The sequence below is a fragment of the Priestia sp. 179-F W1.4 NHS genome (assembly GCF_045369295.1).
GTDB lineage: Bacteria > Bacillota > Bacilli > Bacillales > Bacillaceae_H > Priestia > Priestia zanthoxyli.
On the sequence record NZ_JBIQFF010000001.1, the window covers coordinates 1,648,473 to 1,665,684 of the forward strand.

Annotated in this window: 21 protein-coding genes and 2 riboswitches; of the genes, 17 read left to right on the forward strand and 4 right to left on the reverse strand. The window is 39.1% G+C overall.

Annotated features, from left to right (window positions below):
• Positions 1-81: 81 nt before the first annotated feature.
• Together nfsA and ACH0CI_RS09010 are read right to left on the reverse strand one after the other, a co-directional pair.
• The gene (gene nfsA / locus ACH0CI_RS09005; RefSeq protein ID WP_335707650.1) at positions 82-819 is read right to left on the reverse strand and encodes an oxygen-insensitive NADPH nitroreductase; all 738 of its coding nucleotides are present in this window, start codon (positions 817-819) and stop codon (positions 82-84) included.
• Positions 820-848: 29 nt separating this feature from the next.
• Complete coding sequence (locus ACH0CI_RS09010; protein WP_013057729.1) at positions 849-1,133, reverse strand: putative quinol monooxygenase; 285 nt, start codon at positions 1,131-1,133, stop codon at positions 849-851.
• 204 nt (positions 1,134-1,337) lie between these two features.
• Between ACH0CI_RS09010 and ACH0CI_RS09015 the strand changes: the two genes are divergently transcribed.
• Positions 1,338-1,652, forward strand: coding sequence for an ArsR/SmtB family transcription factor (locus ACH0CI_RS09015; protein ID WP_013083811.1), 315 nt, complete (start codon positions 1,338-1,340; stop codon positions 1,650-1,652).
• Between the two features lie 19 nt (positions 1,653-1,671).
• Here the strand turns inward: ACH0CI_RS09015 and ACH0CI_RS09020 are convergent, their stop codons facing one another.
• Positions 1,672-2,007 (reverse strand): CHY zinc finger protein, encoded by a 336-nt coding sequence (locus tag ACH0CI_RS09020; RefSeq protein WP_176343832.1) that lies wholly within the window; start codon positions 2,005-2,007, stop codon positions 1,672-1,674.
• Positions 2,008-2,184: 177 nt separating this feature from the next.
• Here ACH0CI_RS09020 and ACH0CI_RS09025 point away from each other — a divergent pair, with 177 nt between their 5' ends.
• The 16 genes from ACH0CI_RS09025 (at position 2,185) to ACH0CI_RS09100 (ending at position 16,997) form a co-directional block, all read left to right on the forward strand.
• A complete protein-coding gene (locus ACH0CI_RS09025; protein ID WP_029714620.1) occupies positions 2,185-3,252 on the forward strand; it encodes an undecaprenyldiphospho-muramoylpentapeptide beta-N-acetylglucosaminyltransferase in 1,068 nt (355 codons plus the stop codon).
• 201 nt (positions 3,253-3,453) lie between these two features.
• Positions 3,454-3,596: riboswitch (cyclic di-AMP (ydaO/yuaA leader) on the forward strand.
• A gap of 72 nt (positions 3,597-3,668) precedes the next feature.
• The gene (locus ACH0CI_RS09030) at positions 3,669-3,806 is read left to right on the forward strand and encodes a hypothetical protein (protein ID WP_156830726.1); all 138 of its coding nucleotides are present in this window, start codon (positions 3,669-3,671) and stop codon (positions 3,804-3,806) included.
• A gap of 15 nt (positions 3,807-3,821) precedes the next feature.
• Positions 3,822-3,962, forward strand: a riboswitch (cyclic di-AMP (ydaO/yuaA leader).
• A gap of 297 nt (positions 3,963-4,259) precedes the next feature.
• Positions 4,260-4,340, forward strand: coding sequence for a K(+)-transporting ATPase subunit F (gene kdpF, locus ACH0CI_RS09035; protein WP_063611563.1), 81 nt, complete (start codon positions 4,260-4,262; stop codon positions 4,338-4,340).
• A 24-nt stretch (positions 4,341-4,364) separates the two neighbouring features.
• On the forward strand, positions 4,365-6,026 hold the full coding sequence (gene kdpA, locus ACH0CI_RS09040; protein ID WP_335707654.1) for a potassium-transporting ATPase subunit KdpA: 1,662 nt from the start codon (positions 4,365-4,367) through the stop codon (positions 6,024-6,026).
• A gap of 21 nt (positions 6,027-6,047) precedes the next feature.
• On the forward strand, positions 6,048-8,123 hold the full coding sequence (gene kdpB / locus ACH0CI_RS09045; RefSeq protein WP_406901275.1) for a potassium-transporting ATPase subunit KdpB: 2,076 nt from the start codon (positions 6,048-6,050) through the stop codon (positions 8,121-8,123).
• A gap of 13 nt (positions 8,124-8,136) precedes the next feature.
• A complete protein-coding gene (gene kdpC / locus ACH0CI_RS09050) occupies positions 8,137-8,703 on the forward strand; it encodes a potassium-transporting ATPase subunit KdpC (RefSeq protein ID WP_335707648.1) in 567 nt (188 codons plus the stop codon).
• A gap of 53 nt (positions 8,704-8,756) precedes the next feature.
• Entirely contained in the window at positions 8,757-9,905 is a 1,149-nt protein-coding gene (gene kdpDN, locus ACH0CI_RS09055; protein ID WP_335707647.1) for a KdpD-like non-kinase potassium sensor, read from the forward strand.
• Positions 9,906-9,934: 29 nt separating this feature from the next.
• On the forward strand, positions 9,935-10,369 hold the full coding sequence (locus ACH0CI_RS09060) for a CBS domain-containing protein (RefSeq protein ID WP_048018991.1): 435 nt from the start codon (positions 9,935-9,937) through the stop codon (positions 10,367-10,369).
• 254 nt (positions 10,370-10,623) lie between these two features.
• The gene (gene lepB / locus ACH0CI_RS09065) at positions 10,624-11,178 is read left to right on the forward strand and encodes a signal peptidase I (protein WP_028412768.1); all 555 of its coding nucleotides are present in this window, start codon (positions 10,624-10,626) and stop codon (positions 11,176-11,178) included.
• Positions 11,179-11,260: 82 nt separating this feature from the next.
• On the forward strand, positions 11,261-12,364 hold the full coding sequence (locus ACH0CI_RS09070; protein ID WP_406901276.1) for an oxidoreductase: 1,104 nt from the start codon (positions 11,261-11,263) through the stop codon (positions 12,362-12,364).
• A gap of 249 nt (positions 12,365-12,613) precedes the next feature.
• Positions 12,614-13,501 (forward strand): sulfite exporter TauE/SafE family protein, encoded by an 888-nt coding sequence (locus ACH0CI_RS09075; protein WP_033580612.1) that lies wholly within the window; start codon positions 12,614-12,616, stop codon positions 13,499-13,501.
• Positions 13,502-13,950: 449 nt separating this feature from the next.
• Positions 13,951-14,412 carry a hypothetical protein gene (locus ACH0CI_RS09080; RefSeq protein ID WP_013083806.1) on the forward strand — a complete coding sequence of 154 codons (462 nt, stop codon included), beginning with the start codon at positions 13,951-13,953 and terminating at the stop codon, positions 14,410-14,412.
• 115 nt (positions 14,413-14,527) lie between these two features.
• On the forward strand, positions 14,528-14,986 hold the full coding sequence (locus tag ACH0CI_RS09085) for a hypothetical protein (protein ID WP_406901277.1): 459 nt from the start codon (positions 14,528-14,530) through the stop codon (positions 14,984-14,986).
• Complete coding sequence (locus ACH0CI_RS09090; protein WP_028412772.1) at positions 14,986-15,306, forward strand: hypothetical protein; 321 nt, start codon at positions 14,986-14,988, stop codon at positions 15,304-15,306. Before ACH0CI_RS09085 ends, ACH0CI_RS09090 begins: the two co-directional genes overlap by 1 nt.
• The gene (locus tag ACH0CI_RS09095) at positions 15,306-16,565 is read left to right on the forward strand and encodes a glutathionylspermidine synthase family protein (RefSeq protein WP_406901278.1); all 1,260 of its coding nucleotides are present in this window, start codon (positions 15,306-15,308) and stop codon (positions 16,563-16,565) included. The genes ACH0CI_RS09090 and ACH0CI_RS09095 overlap by 1 nt, the downstream gene beginning before the upstream one ends.
• Before the next feature lie 15 nt (positions 16,566-16,580).
• Positions 16,581-16,997 carry a DUF350 domain-containing protein gene (locus ACH0CI_RS09100; RefSeq protein ID WP_406901280.1) on the forward strand — a complete coding sequence of 139 codons (417 nt, stop codon included), beginning with the start codon at positions 16,581-16,583 and terminating at the stop codon, positions 16,995-16,997.
• An 18-nt stretch (positions 16,998-17,015) separates the two neighbouring features.
• Here ACH0CI_RS09100 and ACH0CI_RS09105 read toward each other — a convergent pair whose 3' ends face one another.
• Complete coding sequence (locus tag ACH0CI_RS09105; RefSeq protein WP_165351762.1) at positions 17,016-17,162, reverse strand: hypothetical protein; 147 nt, start codon at positions 17,160-17,162, stop codon at positions 17,016-17,018.
• Positions 17,163-17,212 lie beyond the last annotated feature (50 nt).

The window sequence follows — 17,212 nt, forward strand, 5'->3', positions numbered from 1 at the left end:
TTTATCGAGTATTACTTTTAGTCTATTCAAGACGCTGTTAAAGTAGATAAAAAAAGCTGCGATGAACATCGCAGCTTTTGATCATTCGAATTTAAATCCTTGTTTTTCAAGCATCGCTCGAACTTCTGGATAATAAATGGTTTTGTAAATAGCGGATACAGTTTGTGACCAGTTGCGGTCATCTGCACCGTTTGTTCTCTTTTTCATATACTCTGCCATTTCAGCATCATAGTCTTGAATCAATGACTTTAAGTCATGATTATAGCTTTCACGATGGTGCACAGCAGCTTGTGGCAATCGAGGCTTTTTCGCAGAATGATCTGCCGGATGTCCAATGACAAGACCGCTTACTGGGAATACGTATTCCGGTAAATCTAGGAGTTCAATGACTTCTAGTGGCTTTCTGCGAATTCCGCCGATTGGTACTGTACCTAAACCGAGTGACTCTGCTGCAACTGTTGCTGCTTCTAAAGAAATTCCAGCATCGGTTGCCCCCACTAAAATTGACTCAAGTCCATCGGTTACGCCAAGAGGCGCATCGTTAAGCTCAGCTGCAATCTTAGCACGATTAAAATCTGCACAAAAGATTAAAAATAGAGGAGCATGGTCAATCCACGCTTGGTTGCCCGCAAGCTCTGAAAGCTTTTTCTTCTTTTCTTTATCTTGGACGCTAATAATAGTTACTTGCTGTCCGTTAATAGAAGAAGCGGCTGACTGAGCAGATTGAATAATTGTATCTAAATGCTCGTCGCTTACTGCTTCGTCTGTATATTGACGGATAGAACGATGATCTTGAATTGTACGAATTGCTTCATTCATGATGCGTCATCCTTTCAAAGAAGTTATTTTTAGCCTTGTAATGTTTTTACATCTAAAGGTGCTACAAGTACGCCAGTTTGAGCAAATGCTACAAAACTTTGGAAATGAGCTGATTTATTGTGTGCTTGAATTGCTTCTTCGCTTTTCCACTCTTCAATCATCATAAATGTGTTAGGTGTAAAAGCATCTTCAAATAGTTGATAGTTGCTGTTTCCTTCTTCTTGTAAAGAATGCTTAATTAGTTCTTGTACGTTTTCTAAAAATTCTTCTCTTTTTGCTGGGTTAACTTTCATTGAAGCTTGTAAATGAATCATGGGTGATTCCTCCTTTAATAATAATGGTGCTTTATATTATTTGTTTTGTTTTTAATCTTTCATTCAATTTACGATTAAAATGAAGATAAGTTCGAATACCATCGAACAATGAAACTATAACACCGATTAAATAACAGTGCAAGGAATTTAGTTCGAAAGTTATCGAACATTGATACACAAAAGAAGCTGTGTTATATTTTAAGCATGAGAAAACCTTATCAACCACCGAAATCTGAAATTAAATTAACGCCTATTTTACATGCATTGAGTGATCCTAACCGGCTGCGAATTGTACAGTGTTTAGCGACAAGAAAGGAGCAGACCTGTTCGTATTATCAAAAATTAAATGTATCAAAATCAACGCTATCACATCATATTAAAGTACTTCGCGAAGCTGGAATTATCAAACTACGTATAGAAGGTACGCAGCACTATTATTCCTTGCGTTTAGAAGAACTTGAGGAACTGTTCCCAGGTCTGCTTCCTTCCATTATAAATATAGATGAGCAATTATTTTAAAAGCTGAACGATGTTTTGTTCAGCTTTTTTGTTCAAAATAAATGTGTCCATGCAGGCTGCATCCGGGATTAAAAGAAGAACGACAGTGAGGGCAAGTCGAGTTACAGGTTAAGTATTCATTAATTGAGAGCTCATGCTTACATACTCCGCAAAGAATAGCTTTTTCATTAAACATAAATGTTGGCCATCTTTTAATGTCGTGATCCGCATGTGCGTTATGACATTGATAGCATGGATAATATGTATGACAGCAATAAAATTTTATTGCAATAATATCTTTATCCGTATGATAGTGCGTACAGCGCGTTTCGGAATCCACTGTGTCACCTTTTACTGCAGGTACAGATTTGTTCATTATCATCACTCCTTATGAAAAGTATAGCATGCTTTTATACGCCTTATCATACATATGTAAAAAGAAAAATGCTATAATAAAACCATCGTTTTACATGTCAGATTGCATGCTAAAAAGATCAGATAAAAATTGATGTCAAAACAGATCGATTAAGTGAAGTAAAGAGAGGAAGAAAAAATGAGTAAGCAAGTTATCGTTTTTACCGGAGGCGGAACAGCTGGACACGTAACACCAAACATTGCCATCATGAAAGAATTAGACAGTGAAAAATGGGATATCCATTATGTCGGTTCTCACAATGGTATTGAGAAAGAATTAATTACAAAATTAAACGTTCCATATCATGCGATTTCAAGCGGGAAGCTGCGTCGATACGTAGATATGGAAAATGTAAAAGATGTATTTCGAGTAGCAAAAGGGGTTGGCGATGCGCGTCGCGTGCTGAAAAAACTAAAGCCTTCTCTTGTTTTTTCAAAAGGCGGTTTCGTCACAGTTCCTGTGGTAATGGCTGCTAAATCTTTAAACATTCCCGTGTTCATTCATGAAAGTGATTTAACACCGGGACTGGCAAATAAAATTGCGCAGAAATTTGCCACTAAAATTTTTACTTCTTTTGATGAAGCCGCAAACTACTTTCCAAAAGAAAAAGTGCAGGTTGTTGGTTCACCTATTCGAAAAGAGCTATTTAGCGGAAGCGCAGCGAACGGGGAAAGCTGGCTACGCTTTTATGATAAGCGCCCCATTTTAACAATTATGGGCGGAAGTTTAGGAGCACGCCGTATTAATGAAATCGTTCGAGAGTCTTTGCCTGAACTGCAAAAGAAATTCCAAATTGTACACCTTTGCGGAAAAGGCAATATTGATACAAGCCTTGAAAAAGAGTCGGGATACCGTCAGTTAGAATACGTAAACGAACAGCTTCCAGATGTTCTAGCGGCAACTGATTATGTGATTACACGCGGCGGATCCAATGCCATTTTTGAGTTTTTAGCTCTTCATAAACCGATGATGATTATTCCTTTATCAAAAGCACAGAGTCGCGGAGATCAAATTTTAAATGCACAATCCTTTAAGAAAAAAGGCTACTGTATGGTTGTAGAAGAAGAGCAGTTAACAAAAGAACTGTTTTTGCGTGAAGTAAATGAGCTTCAGCAGCAGGCAAGTACAATGAAGCGTACAATGCGTGAAGCAACAAAAACGGATGCCATTTCAATTCTTGTAAATGAAATTGAGAAAATGAGCTAAAAAAGAGACTGAAACAGACGTATGTTAGCCGAAGTGAAAAACGAACCATTGATCAAGGTATTTGATTAGTGGTTCGTTTTTTTTTTGAATCTATTATTTTAAAATAATGAATAAACATAGAAAAATAAAGCTTTTAAAATTTCAAAAAATGTTGTTGACAGTAAATTTTAACAGGAGTAAGATTACTCTCATGAAACGTTCCACTGTGAAACGCTGAGTCTTTTCTGAAAGAGAAGGAAAGAGCGGAGGACCCAATTATCAGGGGTGAATCTCTTAATTGAGTAGGGTTACTTTCTTGACCCGAACCCGTCAGCTAACTTCGTAAGCGTTAAGAGAGAGGATGGTGTAATCGTGGTCGTTTTCTATAACAGCGGATAGTACGCTCCTTTCAAAATATAGGTGAAAGGAGCGTCAGGATGCATTTATCTAAGCAAATGATTCAAATGATTGAATATCGGGCCATGTGCGATCAGCAATCTTTTGATCTAGCAAACCGCTATTTGTCTACGTTAGCTAATCAAAGTTTTAAACGCAGCAGTAAAAGTCAGCATTAAGTCTAAAAATTAAATAACAAATATACGCTTAATCAATTATGAGCGGGGGACCCAATATTTTGTACGTATGTACTAGGGGTGAATCTCTTAACTGAGTAGGGTTACTTCCATAACCCGAATCCGACAGCTAACTCCGTAAGCGTTTTGGGAGTAAAAAATTCGTGTGAATCACGGCTTATTTGTCGTGCATTAAACCGCGGAAGAGAACTCTCTTCTGCGGTTTTTTAGTGGGAAAAATCAGCATCACGTCTCACGGTTAGCTTTTTTGGACGTGATGCTTTATGAAAAGAAACCGTCACTAAACTTAGAAGCTATCATTTTTGTCAGGAAACAGTTAGGAGGGAGCAACTTGGATATGATCATGCTTGGAACGCTTGTCATATTAACAGCTGCTATGTACGGAATTATTTGCTGGTCGTCTCATGTAGTAGACGAAAGAGAGGAGAAGTGAACATGTCGTTCATTTTGTTAGGTATTTCAGTTCTCGTTTTAATTTATTTAGTATATGTACTGTTAAATCCAGAACAATTTTAATAAGCGGAGGAATAAAACGTGGGGATTTTTCTACTATCAGTTGCGCTGCTGCTTGTTTTTGTAGCGCTTATTGCAAAGCCCGTAGGTATTTATATAGCGAATGTGTTTTCAAACGACAAAAACACTAGCTTGGTAGGAAAGATAGAAACAGTTATGTTTAAAGCAGCAGGAATTAAAGGGCATAATCAGACGTGGAAGCAATATGCATTGGCTCTTGTGTTAACAAATACGTTTATGATTTTTGTAGTGTATCTTATCTTCCGGTTTCAAGAGGTACTGCCGCTTAACCCAAGCCACATTAAAGGAATGGATCCGGCTCTTGCTTTTAACACGGCCATTAGTTTTATGACAAATACGAACTTGCAGCACTACAGCGGCGAATCAGGTTTGTCCTATTTCTCGCAGATGGCAGCCGTTGTATTTATGATGTTTGCAGCACCAGCAACGGCACTTGCAGTAGCAATCGCTTTTATTCGCGGGCTAGCAGGGAAGGAAATGGGAAACTTTTTTGTTGACTTTGTAAAATCAATTACGCGTATTTTACTTCCTATCGCTTTTATAACAGGCATTTTATTTGCGTTTTTAGGTGTCCCTCAAACGTTAAGCGGGACTGTGACTGCCCATACATTAGAAGGAGCAACGCAGCAAATAGCAAGGGGACCAGTTGCTTCTTTTCTTTCAATCAAAGAGCTAGGCAACAACGGAGGGGGATTTTTTGGTGTCAATTCAGCTCATCCATTTGAAAATCCTAATGCGTGGAGCAATGTATTACAAATCGTCCTTATGCTGTTATTGCCAACAGCCCTTCCTTTTACGTACGGAAAAATGATCGGACAGCGTAAACAAGGCCGCATCTTGTTTGTAGCGATGAGTATGCTGTTTATCGTTATTTTAAGCACAGCGTTTGTAACAGAGTGGGGAGGCAATCCAAGACTTGGTGCTTTTCATCTAAATGAAGCGAGCGGTTATATGGAAGGGAAAGAAGTCCGTTTTGGTGTCGGCATGTCGACGCTTTACGCCATCGTGACGACAGCAAGTGAAACAGGTGCAGTCAACACCATGCACGATACCCTGACGCCTCTTACCGGGTTATTAACGCTTGGAAATATGATGTTAAATACCGTATTTGGCGGTGTCGGAGCAGGATTTATGAATGTTATGATGTACGTCATCATTGCTGTATTTTTATCAGGTTTAATGGTTGGAAGAACACCAGAATACGTAGGTAAAAAAATTGAAGGAAAAGAAATGAAACTCATTGCCGTGACGCTTATTTTGCAACCGCTGCTAATTTTAGGAGGAACAGCTGTAGCACTTACCACTCATTTAGGAATAGAAGGTATATCAAACCCTGGCTTTCACGGCTTAAGTCAGGCATTGTATGAATTTACGTCGTCAGCAGCAAACAATGGATCCGGCTTTGAAGGACTCGGTGATGCAACGCCGTTTTGGAACATTTCAACGGGAATTGTTATGTATATTGGACGCTACTTCGGACTAATTACGATGCTGGCGGTATCGAGCTCACTAGCATCCAAGCAGCTTGTTCCCGAAACACCTGGGACATTTAAAACAGATACGTCTTTATTTAGCGGCATTTTAATTGGAACTACCGTTATTGTAGGAGCACTTACGTTTTTCCCAGTGCTTGTGCTTGGGCCGGTTGCTGAGTATTTAACACTGTAATCAAGAAAGCGGAGGATCATAATGAATAAACGGAATTTTGCAAATAATATTGAATTGGATCGCAACAGTCATATTCAAGGTTCTGTAGATAAACAAGCTTCATCGATTTTTATTCAATCAGTAAAGCAGGCGTTTATCAAGCTCAGCCCAAGAACGATGATAAAAAACCCTATCATGTTCGTAGTAGAAATCGGGTTTATAATTACGCTTTTTTTAGCCGTTGTTCCGGACCTTTTCGGAGAAAGTACAGTAAGCACAGGGTTTAATGTTGCCGTATCTCTCGTGTTATTTTTTACAATTGTTTTTGCTAATTTTGCAGAAGCATTAGCAGAAGGACGAGGAAAAGCACAGGCAAACTCATTAAAGAAATCTAAAGGCGATATTACAGCTAATCAGCTTCAAAACGGGCAAATGATACAAGTTCCGGCATCGCAACTAAAAAAAGGAGACATCGTCGTCGTTTCACAAGGCGAAATGATTCCTGGAGATGGAGAAATCATTAAAGGACTGGCGTCTGTTGATGAATCGGCTATTACGGGTGAATCGGCACCTGTTATGAAAGAAGCAGGCGGGGACTTTAACTCTGTAACGGGAGGTACAAGAGTTGTCAGTGATGAAATTACAATTAAAATTACGTGTGAGCAAGGTGAATCGTTTTTAGATAAAATGATTTCGCTTGTTGAAGGAGCAGAGCGTCAAAAAACGCCAAATGAAATTGCGCTAAATACGGTTTTGACAAGTCTGACGATTATTTTCTTACTAGTAGTTGTGACGCTTCCTGTTTTCACAAACTACCTGCACTTTCAGCTCGACACGGCTATTTTAATTTCACTGCTCGTCTGTCTCATTCCGACAACAATTGGAGGCTTATTATCGGCCATTGGAATTGCTGGGATGGACCGAGTAACGCAGTTTAACGTGATTGCCATGTCAGGAAAAGCAGTAGAAGCAGCTGGTGACATCAATACAATTATTTTAGATAAAACCGGCACCATTACGTTTGGAAACCGAATGGCTCATCAATTAACGACTATAGAAGGCATAGACGAACGTGAACTGTACAAATGGGCGTTTGTTTCTTCTCTTTACGACGAAACACCAGAAGGACGCTCAGTGGTTGATTTTATCCAAACTCGCATGGGAGTAGAAGATCTTAGAAAAACCGAAGGAACGTTTGTTGAATTTAAAGCTGAAACGCGAATGAGCGGCATTGACTTACAGAATGTGTCTGTACGAAAAGGGGCAGTGGACGCCGTCACGGCATGGGTAGAGTCAAATTGCGGAAAGGTTCCCTCTGATTTACAGCAAAAAGCAAACGAAATTGCAGGAGCTGGTGGCACGCCGCTTGCCGTCGCCGCTGATAATAAAATTTACGGTTTGATTTATTTAAAAGACACGGTAAAACCAGGAATGAAAGAACGCTTTGATGAACTTCGTAAAATGGGTATTAAAACAGTCATGTGTACAGGAGATAATCCGTTAACCGCAGCAACCATTGCAAAAGAAGCGGGAGTAGATGAATTTATTGCGGAATGCAAGCCAGAAGACAAGATTCAAGTTATTAAATACGAACAGCAGCAAGGCAAGCTAGTTGCGATGACAGGTGACGGGACAAACGATGCCCCTGCACTTGCTCAAGCTGACGTTGGTCTAGCGATGAACAGCGGAACTTCAGCTGCTAAAGAAGCAGCAAATATGGTGGATTTAGATTCTGACCCTACTAAAATTATTGAAGTCGTTTCAATTGGAAAACAGCTATTAATGACAAGGGGTGCCTTAACTACATTCAGCATCGCAAACGATATCGCTAAGTATTTCGCGATTATTCCAGCGATGTTTACCTTGGCGATTCCGCAAATGGAGGCTCTTAACGTAATGAAGCTGAATTCACCACTATCTGCGGTGTTGTCAGCGCTCATTTTTAATGCGGTCATTATCCCGCTGTTAATTCCCTTAGCCATGAAGGGAATTGCCTATAAGCCGATGAGTTCTAACGCACTGCTGCGAAAAAATTTGTTCATTTACGGATTAGGTGGGGTATTAGTTCCATTCATTGGGATTAAAGCGATTGACTTATTACTTTCATTTGTGATGTAGAGGAGAAGAAACGATGATACAAACAGAACGAACGGGAAGCATTATTGTTCGCTTAACAATTATGATGATGATACTTTGTGGTCTTATTTATCCTGTTGTGATGACAGGTATTGCTCAAACAGCTGTTCCAAGTAAAGCAAACGGCAGCCTAATCTATTCAAACAATCATCAAGTTATCGGTTCTAAGCTGATTGGGCAGCAGTTTACGGGCAATGCATTTTTTCACGGCAGAGTCTCTAGTATTGATTATAACGGGGCAGGATCTGGGTCGTTGAATTTAGCACCTTCAAATAAAGATCTTACGAATCGTATCGAGAAATCCGTAGCGGCGTGGAAAAAAGAAAACGAAGTGCCCAAAGAAGGAATTCCAATTGATGCCGTCACAAATTCGGCTTCTGGACTCGATCCTGACATTACGCCACAAGCTGCATATGCACAAGTAGAGCGCGTGGCAAAAGCCACACATATTAAAGCCAACACGCTAAAACAGTTAATCAAAGAACATACTCAGCAAGGGGCTTTTAGTGAAAAACGAGTAAATGTAGTAGAGCTAAATTTAGCTGTTCAACGAGAGCGCTAATTACATGCACTCGCTTCATGTACTGAAGCGAGTGTGATAAAGGGGCACAAACAATGAAAGAAAAAGAAGCTCATCCATACTTTCGAAGAAAAACTCCGGAAGAACTATTGCGTGAACTTCATAATCAGAAGCGCGGAAAGCTTAAACTTTACATCGGTGCCGCGCCGGGAGTAGGAAAGACGTATAAAATGCTTCAAGATGCGCACGATTTAGTCAAAGAAGGCATAGATGTCGTAGTTGGATATGTAGAAACACACGGCAGGGATGAGACTAAAGAGATGATTGGAAATCTAGAAGTAATCCAAAGAGAAACCATTTTTTATAAAGGAAAAGAATTACAAGAGCTTGATTTGCTGGCGATTGTAAGAAGGCGCCCAAAAGTTGTAATTATCGATGAACTTGCTCACACAAATGTTCCGACAAGCCGCCATAAAAAACGTTTTGAAGATGTTTCTTACCTGCTCAACCAAGGTATTTCAGTTATGTCAGCAATGAACATTCAGCATATGGAAAGCGTACATGACCTCGTATATGCTGTTACCCAAGTAAAAGTTCGTGAAACGGTGCCAGATTTATTTATTCAGCAAGCAGATGAAATTCAGCTTGTCGACGTTACGCCGGAACAGCTGCAAAAGCGGCTTCGTGAAGGGAAAATATACGAAGTCCATAAAATTGAACAAAGCCTGCAGTCGTTTTTTAAGCTTGCGAATCTCCATGCACTTCGTGAATTAACGCTCAGAGAAATAGCGGATGAAGTGGATGGCAAGCTGATTCATGCGCATGAAATTGGCGTAACAGGTATTTGTGAACGCATTTTAGTATGCATTCAATACAGTGAAACAGCTGAAAAATTAATTCGGCGAGGCTGGAGAATGGCGAACCGATTGAAAGCAGATTTACTGCTGCTGCATGTTTTTACAGGCGAGCAAACTGAAAGGCAAAAAGCCCAAATCAAACACTGGCAGGCATTCGCTGACCGTTTTCACGCATCGTTAATTGTTGAAGAAGCTAAAAAGCAAAAACCAGCTGCAGTGATTGTGAATGTAGCCAAGCATTATCGCGTTACTCAAATCTTACTAGGGCAATCAGCACGGACAAGGTGGGAAGAGATTCGGAAAGGCTCTATTGTGAATACAATTATGAGACAGACTCATAACATCGACATTCATATTGTTTCAGATTCAGCAAAACAACAAAAATAAAATGCATATATAACAAAAGGAGAATATGAGTGAATATTGCGTTCTTTTTACTCCCTAAAAAAGAAGTCGTTACACTATCGACACAGTCAACGATCCGTCAAGCATTGGAGAAAATGGAGTATCATCGCTACTCTTCTGTGCCGCTTATTAACCATAAAGGAGAATATGTAGGGACTTTGGCAGAAGGAGACTTGTTATGGAAGCTAAAAAGCCTAGAACATATAGAACTCCATGAGTTAGAACACCTACGAATTGAGGAGGTTCCAAGACATCGCGATTACGAAGCTATCACCATTAACGATGAAATGGAAAGTATTTTGTCACGCGCGTCTGAACAAAATTTTGTGCCAGTTGTAGATGATCAAAACATTTTTATTGGACTCGTGCGGCGAAGAGAGATTATAGAGTATTGCATCTCCCAACTTTTTATACATGGAGAAACGCCTTTAAATGTGAAGATTTAGTTAAGTTTGCGTAAAAAACATAATTTTTACATAAAAGGTAGTCTCTTTTTATATAATTAATGTTATAATAAGAGATGTAAAGACGAAACTTGCGTAATGTAAGCCTCTAACATTTGTTAGAGGTTCTTTTTTTACATAACATAAAACATTTGATTTCAGTTCTTTCTATGGTTAAGTTAGAATAAGTGTTAAAGTAAGAGGTTTCTTGCTTTTTTACATAAGAAAAGTGAGCTGTACAAAGGAGACAAAGCATATTGACTACGGAAAAAACAAAAAGCGATCAATTACGCAGCATATTCAAAACTATTATCTTCGCTATCGCTCTAGTATTTATGATTCGCGCATTTTTATTTTCTCCGTATATTGTAGAAGGCGCTTCAATGAACCCAACGCTGCATAACGGAGAGCGGTTGTTCGTGAATAAACTGTCGTATTCGCTCCATGATATTCGCCGCGGAGATATTGTGATTATTAAAGATGAGGCTAAGAATAAGCATTATGTAAAAAGAGTAATCGGTCTGCCAGGTGAAAAAATCGAAATGAAAAAAGATCAGCTTTATATTGATGATAAAAAAGTAAGTGAACCTTATTTAAAAACGAATCGTCAAATTGCCAACAACATGGATATGGAGCTTACGGGAGATTTTGAACCCGTACAAATACCTAAAAACGAAGTATTTGTAATGGGTGACAACCGTCTGTACAGTATGGATAGCCGCAACGGTCTAGGTCTTATTGATGAAAAACGAATTGTCGGAAAAAGCGAATTTGTATTTTATCCGGTCAAAAAAATAAGAAAAACAACGTAAAAAGAAATGCCGATAAAGGTATTTCTTTTTTTATGCCTATGTCTACTCCGCTTATAGATGGGCAAGCTAAGGGAAAAAAGGTGTGAATCAATTGAAGACGGCCTATGAAAAGTTATTTAAACATTTTAAATTTGTTGATGCTCTTGAGATGAAAAACCGATTAGCAATGGGACCTATACTCACATACGCTTCACGAGAAAACGGGGAAATATCCGATATCGATCTGACTTTTTACGAAAAACGAGTAGGGGGCGTCAGTACGGTAATTATCGGCCCCGCGTTTATCACAGAAAATGGCCAAGTAGCACATGGTCAAATCGGAATTCATCGTGATCAGGTCATACGAAAGCTTCATCAACTAACCCAAATGATTCATAGAAGAGGAGCTAAAGCGATTCTTCAACTATCGCACGGGGGAAGAAAGTGCGTAGAAATGGAAAGTAAGTGGCAAGCAATTAGCCCTAGTGAAAAGCCTCACAAACGTAAAGGAAAAAAGCCTGTTCAAATGACCGAGCGCGATATAACTTATATTGTTCAAGCGTTTGGCGAAGCTACCACAAGAGCTATGGAAGCAGGGTTTGATGGAGTGGAAATTGACGGAGGAAATGAATGTTTACTGCAGCAGTTTACGTCAAGGCAAGCCAATGAACGAAGTGATTCTTATGGAGGAAGCGCAGAAAACCGCTTCACTTTTGCACTTGAAGTTATTCGTGAAGTGACGCGTCGAGCAGCACATGCGGGCAAACCATTTATTGTGGGATATACATTAGCGCCCAAAGAAAAAGGCTATTTAGGAAATAAAGTGGAAGATACATTTGAGTGGATTGATCGTCTTGTTCATACAGAAATTGATTATTTACATATCAGTGCTTTGCATAAACCTACCTCAAAAAGGGAAGAAAATCATTCACTGCTTTCTTCGATCATTAAGCACGTCAATTACCGGGTCCCTCTTGTGGGTACAGGAGGACTTACGGCAACGGAAGTCGCAGAAGCTTTTGAGCAAGGTCTGGCTTTAATTACGATTGAACAAGCGTTAGTCGTACAGCCAGATTGGGTAGAAAAAGTGATAAATAGCGATGAGCCTACTTCTATGGATGTGACGTCATTAGATAAAGATGTGAGTTTACCACCTGAAGTGCTAGCTCACTGGCAAGACATGCATAAAAATGACCGCCCTTATTAAGTGAGCGGTCGTTTTTATGTTGTTGACTTAACAAGAAGAATTTTATTTTACTGATACTATAACCAAGCAGCATACATAGACTAAAAGAAAAACTAAAAACACAGTTGACTTCTAGGAATAGTTAGGATTACAATATAAACAACTTATTTATAAAACGGACAGCTGATCGGACATACCGAAGGCTTCTAGCAAACAACTGTTGGAGGCCTTTTTGTGCTCTCTAACAGAAGATTAAAGTGGAGGGACAACATGAAAAAGTTAATTACGTTTGCACTTATTGGCTTTTTAGCTCAGTTAATTGACGGATCACTTGGAATGGCGTACGGGGTGACATCAACTACCCTACTTTTAACGTTTGGAATTGCACCAGCTGTGGCTTCGGCATCTGTTCACTTGGCAGAAGTTGTAACAACAGCAGCGTCTGGTGTTTCACATATTAAATTTGGCAACGTAGATAAATCGATGGTTTTAAAACTGATTATTCCTGGTTCCATCGGGGCTTTTGTAGGAGCCTGCTTTCTAAGTAATTTACCTGGAGATGCAGTAAGACCTTACGTTTCAACATTCTTATTGCTCCTAGGAGTTTATGTGTTATTTCGCTTTTTATTTACGTTTAAAACAAACGAAGAAAAGAGCACCAAACCTTTATCGACGAAGCAGTCCATTCCGTTAGGATTAATTGCTGGATTTGCTGATGCTACAGGAGGAGGAGGCTGGGGGCCGATTGCAACGCCTGTATTGCTAGCTAAAAAAGGCACAACAGCACGGAAAGTCGTTGGAACCGTTGATACAAGTGAATTTGCTATTGCCGTCTCGGCTACACTTGGCTTTTTAATTTCTCTTGGCTGGGAGCAGGTAAACTGGTTCTGGGTAGGCGCTCTTATGATTGGCGGAATTATCGCGGCTCCGATTGCTGCATGGTTTGTTCGTATTATCCCGGCTCACTTGCTTGGTTCGCTTGTTGGTGGGTTTATCATTTTAACAAATGCTCGAACACTCTTAAATACATGGGTATCAAGCAGCTCAACGCAGATAGCTGTATACGCATTTATCCTTATTGTATGGGCAGCAGCAATCGTTTACTCATTTTTACAAGGGAAAAAATATAATCAAAATCGAAACGTAGAAGTTTCGTAATAAAAGGATGGAATAAAAATAGCTTAGTTAAAGGAAAAACTGAACGCATTTGATTCTTGATGGAGAATCAAATGCGTTCAGTTTTTTTTATGGTTAGGGTACATGCAGGTTTCATGTATGTAAGTGCTTCTAGCTGTTGACTAGAGGGCAAGGCGAAGTCACCTGCGAGAAAAGCGGAACAGGTGAGACACGGCAAAAGTGGCCGCCCTCGGAAAGCGAAGCCTTACACGGAAGTCAACAACGGTGTAACAAGGGAGCATACTAGCGCATTTATCTCATGTTCGTCTTTAGATTGGGATGATTTTGTTATGTCTCAATCTCTTTTAGTAAAATAGACGAGCGTAGATATTTTTTTTACGTCTTATGATACAATAGACGAGTTCATTCATGAGTGGGAATACTTTCTAACACATATAAAATTCATTGAATCGTCGAGGTGTGAAGAGTAAGTGGTCTATTTTATTTTAGTATTAGTAGCAGCTATCGAAGTAATTGTCTTGTTGATTAATCGACCTGTATTTGCAAACATTCCGTATGTGCAAGTATATATTGTTCCTTTGTTAATAGTAATTGTCATAACGATGTTACTTTCGCGAAATCCAAAGAGGTTTATGCGGTGGTTTAAACAAGGGCTTATTACGATTTCAGTCGTTGTACTTGTATTCGTACCGGTTCTCTATGCCAAAAATCTCCCGCTGTATGGTTATAATGAAGCAAAAAAAATGCTTGCGCAAAGAGAACAGCTCTTGCTAAGTCAGTTCCAAAAAGGAAAATACGTATATCCAGCAAAAGACAGCCCTAAAAAATACAGGTATCTATTCAAAGTTAATCGTGGAAACGGCATGCTTGAATATGTATTCGACCCATACACAGGCGGTTATGAAGTTGTGACAGATGTGATAAAAAAATAAAGGTTTAGCTTATTTAAAGCTAAGCCTTTTAATATGAGAAAAATTGAAACTTTTTGAAAATCTGTGCGTATTTATTAAAGAACGTTCACAAAAAAGTCACAAAAGGAGTTGCACAATGGCAAAGTTAGAATACCGACTGCTAAAGCCTGACGATACGTTTGTATCTATTTATCACTATCAGTCTATTGAACTTGAACAAATTTTAGCAAGAAGAGAATGCGAATTTTTTGTTAAAGAAGGAATAACGTATAAACAAACTTCATCTGCAGTCGAAGATGATATACATATTATTTATGTGAAAGAACATGAACATGGACCGAAAGAGCAAGCAGAAGGTGATCACAGAAAGATTACGTTAGAAGTCCGCGAACTGAATTCTCTTCAAGGACATCCGATTTTATTCGCCTCTTCATTTTATACGCATTTGGACGTATTAAGCTATATCGGAACTGTTTATACGTACTATAATGGATTGGAATGGGAAAGAGACTCTGCGGAAATTGATGAAGACCGCAGCGTGTACAGTTTATATGTAACAAAAACAGGCGTAACGTATGAAAGGGGAAAGGCTTAATGTCAAAAACAAAAAAAATGATGGCGGGGGTTTTGACCACTGCTTTAATGACATCGCTCGTTGCCTGTGGTTCAACTGATCAGGCAAGACCAGCTAAACCGAAAGATAAATCGTGCGACAAGTGGAAATGGGATGAAGATACGAAAACGTACTACTGTTCAGATTCTTCTTCTTCGCACAGCGGTTCATATTATCACGGAGGGCGCTACTACGGGTCTAAAAAACAGCTGACCTCATCATCGTCCTATAAATCATTTAAATCAAGCAGCTCGTATAAATCTGGAATTGGGAGCGGCTCTAAAGGAGGTTTTGGCGGGTAATGCATAAAGAAAAGCGAGAAATGTTTTATAAAGAAATTCAAGATTTTTGGTACGACTTATATGGAACAGAGTATGCTCTTTATGACGTACATATGGAGTCTTCTCACATCATTCATTCTATTAAAGAAGCAGCAAATCAAATCGGGGAACTATTTTTTAAAACGGCACCTTTACTTCGTTCATTAGATGATCAGACGCTTCTTTCTTTAGGATTTCCAAAAGCCAGTTTACCGTACCTGCGACTGAAAACGATGGAAACAGAAAGTGTTATTTCACGCCTTGATTTTGCTGTTACGGCTGATCAAATCAAGCTTTTAGAACTAAATGCGGATACGCCTACATTCATCAAAGAATTATTTCATGTAAATGAGTTGGTCTGTCGGCATTTTCAGGTTCAAAACCCTAATAAGCTTGAAGAAAAAAAGCTTGCTTTAGCATTAAAACACGCCATTTTTGAAGCTTATAACGTGCTCGATAGAACGAACTATCCAAACGTCGTTTTTTCTTCTCATGATACACATGAAGAAGATAAGCTAACGACTCTTTATTTAATGAAGCTAGCCGATGTAGATGCTACATACGTTCCGTTATCGCAACTTCGAATTGTCCCTGCCTCTACAGTTGAAGAAGGTGAACATATAGAAGCGGGCGTGTATAATCAACATGGACAAAAAATAGACGTACTCTATCGCCAAACTTATCCGCTTGAACATTTAATTGAAGATGAAGATCCGAGTACGCATGAAAAAGTCGGACACATGCTTTTAACATTGGCACAGCAAAAACAAGTAGCCATAATCAATCCGCCTTCTGCATTTTTACTGCAGTCTAAAGCCGTGCAAGCACTCATTTGGGCTTTGCATGAACAAGATCATCCTTTCTTCACTAAAGAAGAGCATCACATCATTGAAACATACTTTTTACCAACGTATTTAGAAGAAGATCCATTTATTGAAAGAAAACAAGCATTTGTGAAGAAACCATCGTTTGGTCGTGAAGGAGATACCGTTGAAATTTATAATGAAGACGGAATCAAAATAGACGAAGATCAGCATAAGACATATCAAGAATACACGGCTGTATATCAACAGTTTATTCCTTTGCCAACTGCAAAAATGAAGACGCAAACGAAAACAGTAGAGGCTCATATCATGTACGGGTGCTTTTTATTAAATGGAAAAGCAAGCGCAGTAGGAATTCGAGCTGGAAATCAAATTACAGATAACGAATCGTATTATTTGCCGATTGGATTAAAATGAAAAGGGGAACTAAAAATGACACAATGGATTGATTGGGCTAGTATAGGGAGTTTTTTATCTCACGTAGCGGTAGGATTAGGGCTATTATTTATCGGAGTAATCGTATTTGAATTAACAACAAAATTTAATGATCGTGAACTTATAAAAAAAGGAAATGTCGCAGTCGCTTTGAAGTTATGGGGAAAAGGAATTGGGCTTGCTATTGTCATTTTCACTGTGTGGAGCAACAGCTTAAATTTGGTAGATGCAACTATTTGGGGAGTAGTAGGTATCATTACTCAAGTAGTGACATATTGGATTATTGAATTTATTATGACGCCTAAAACGAGCCTAGCCAAAAAAGTAGAAGAAGGAAATGTAGCGGTTGGAGTAACTCTTTTTGCAGCATCGATAGCCGTTGGCCTTATTGTCGCTGGAAGCTTAACATATTAAAAGAAGGCGATTCCTGTTTTACGGGGAATCGCTTTTTTTATGTCCAGATTGCTCGTGTTCACTTAGTAATAATATACGTGTATTTTCACGGTCGGCACGAACAATTTTTTGCTGTGTGTAAAGCGGAATGACAAAGAGCAAAATAAATAAAAAAACATAGCTCATTTTTGTTATCCTCCCATGTAAATTGTAAACGCCTGCTAATAGTGTGTGAC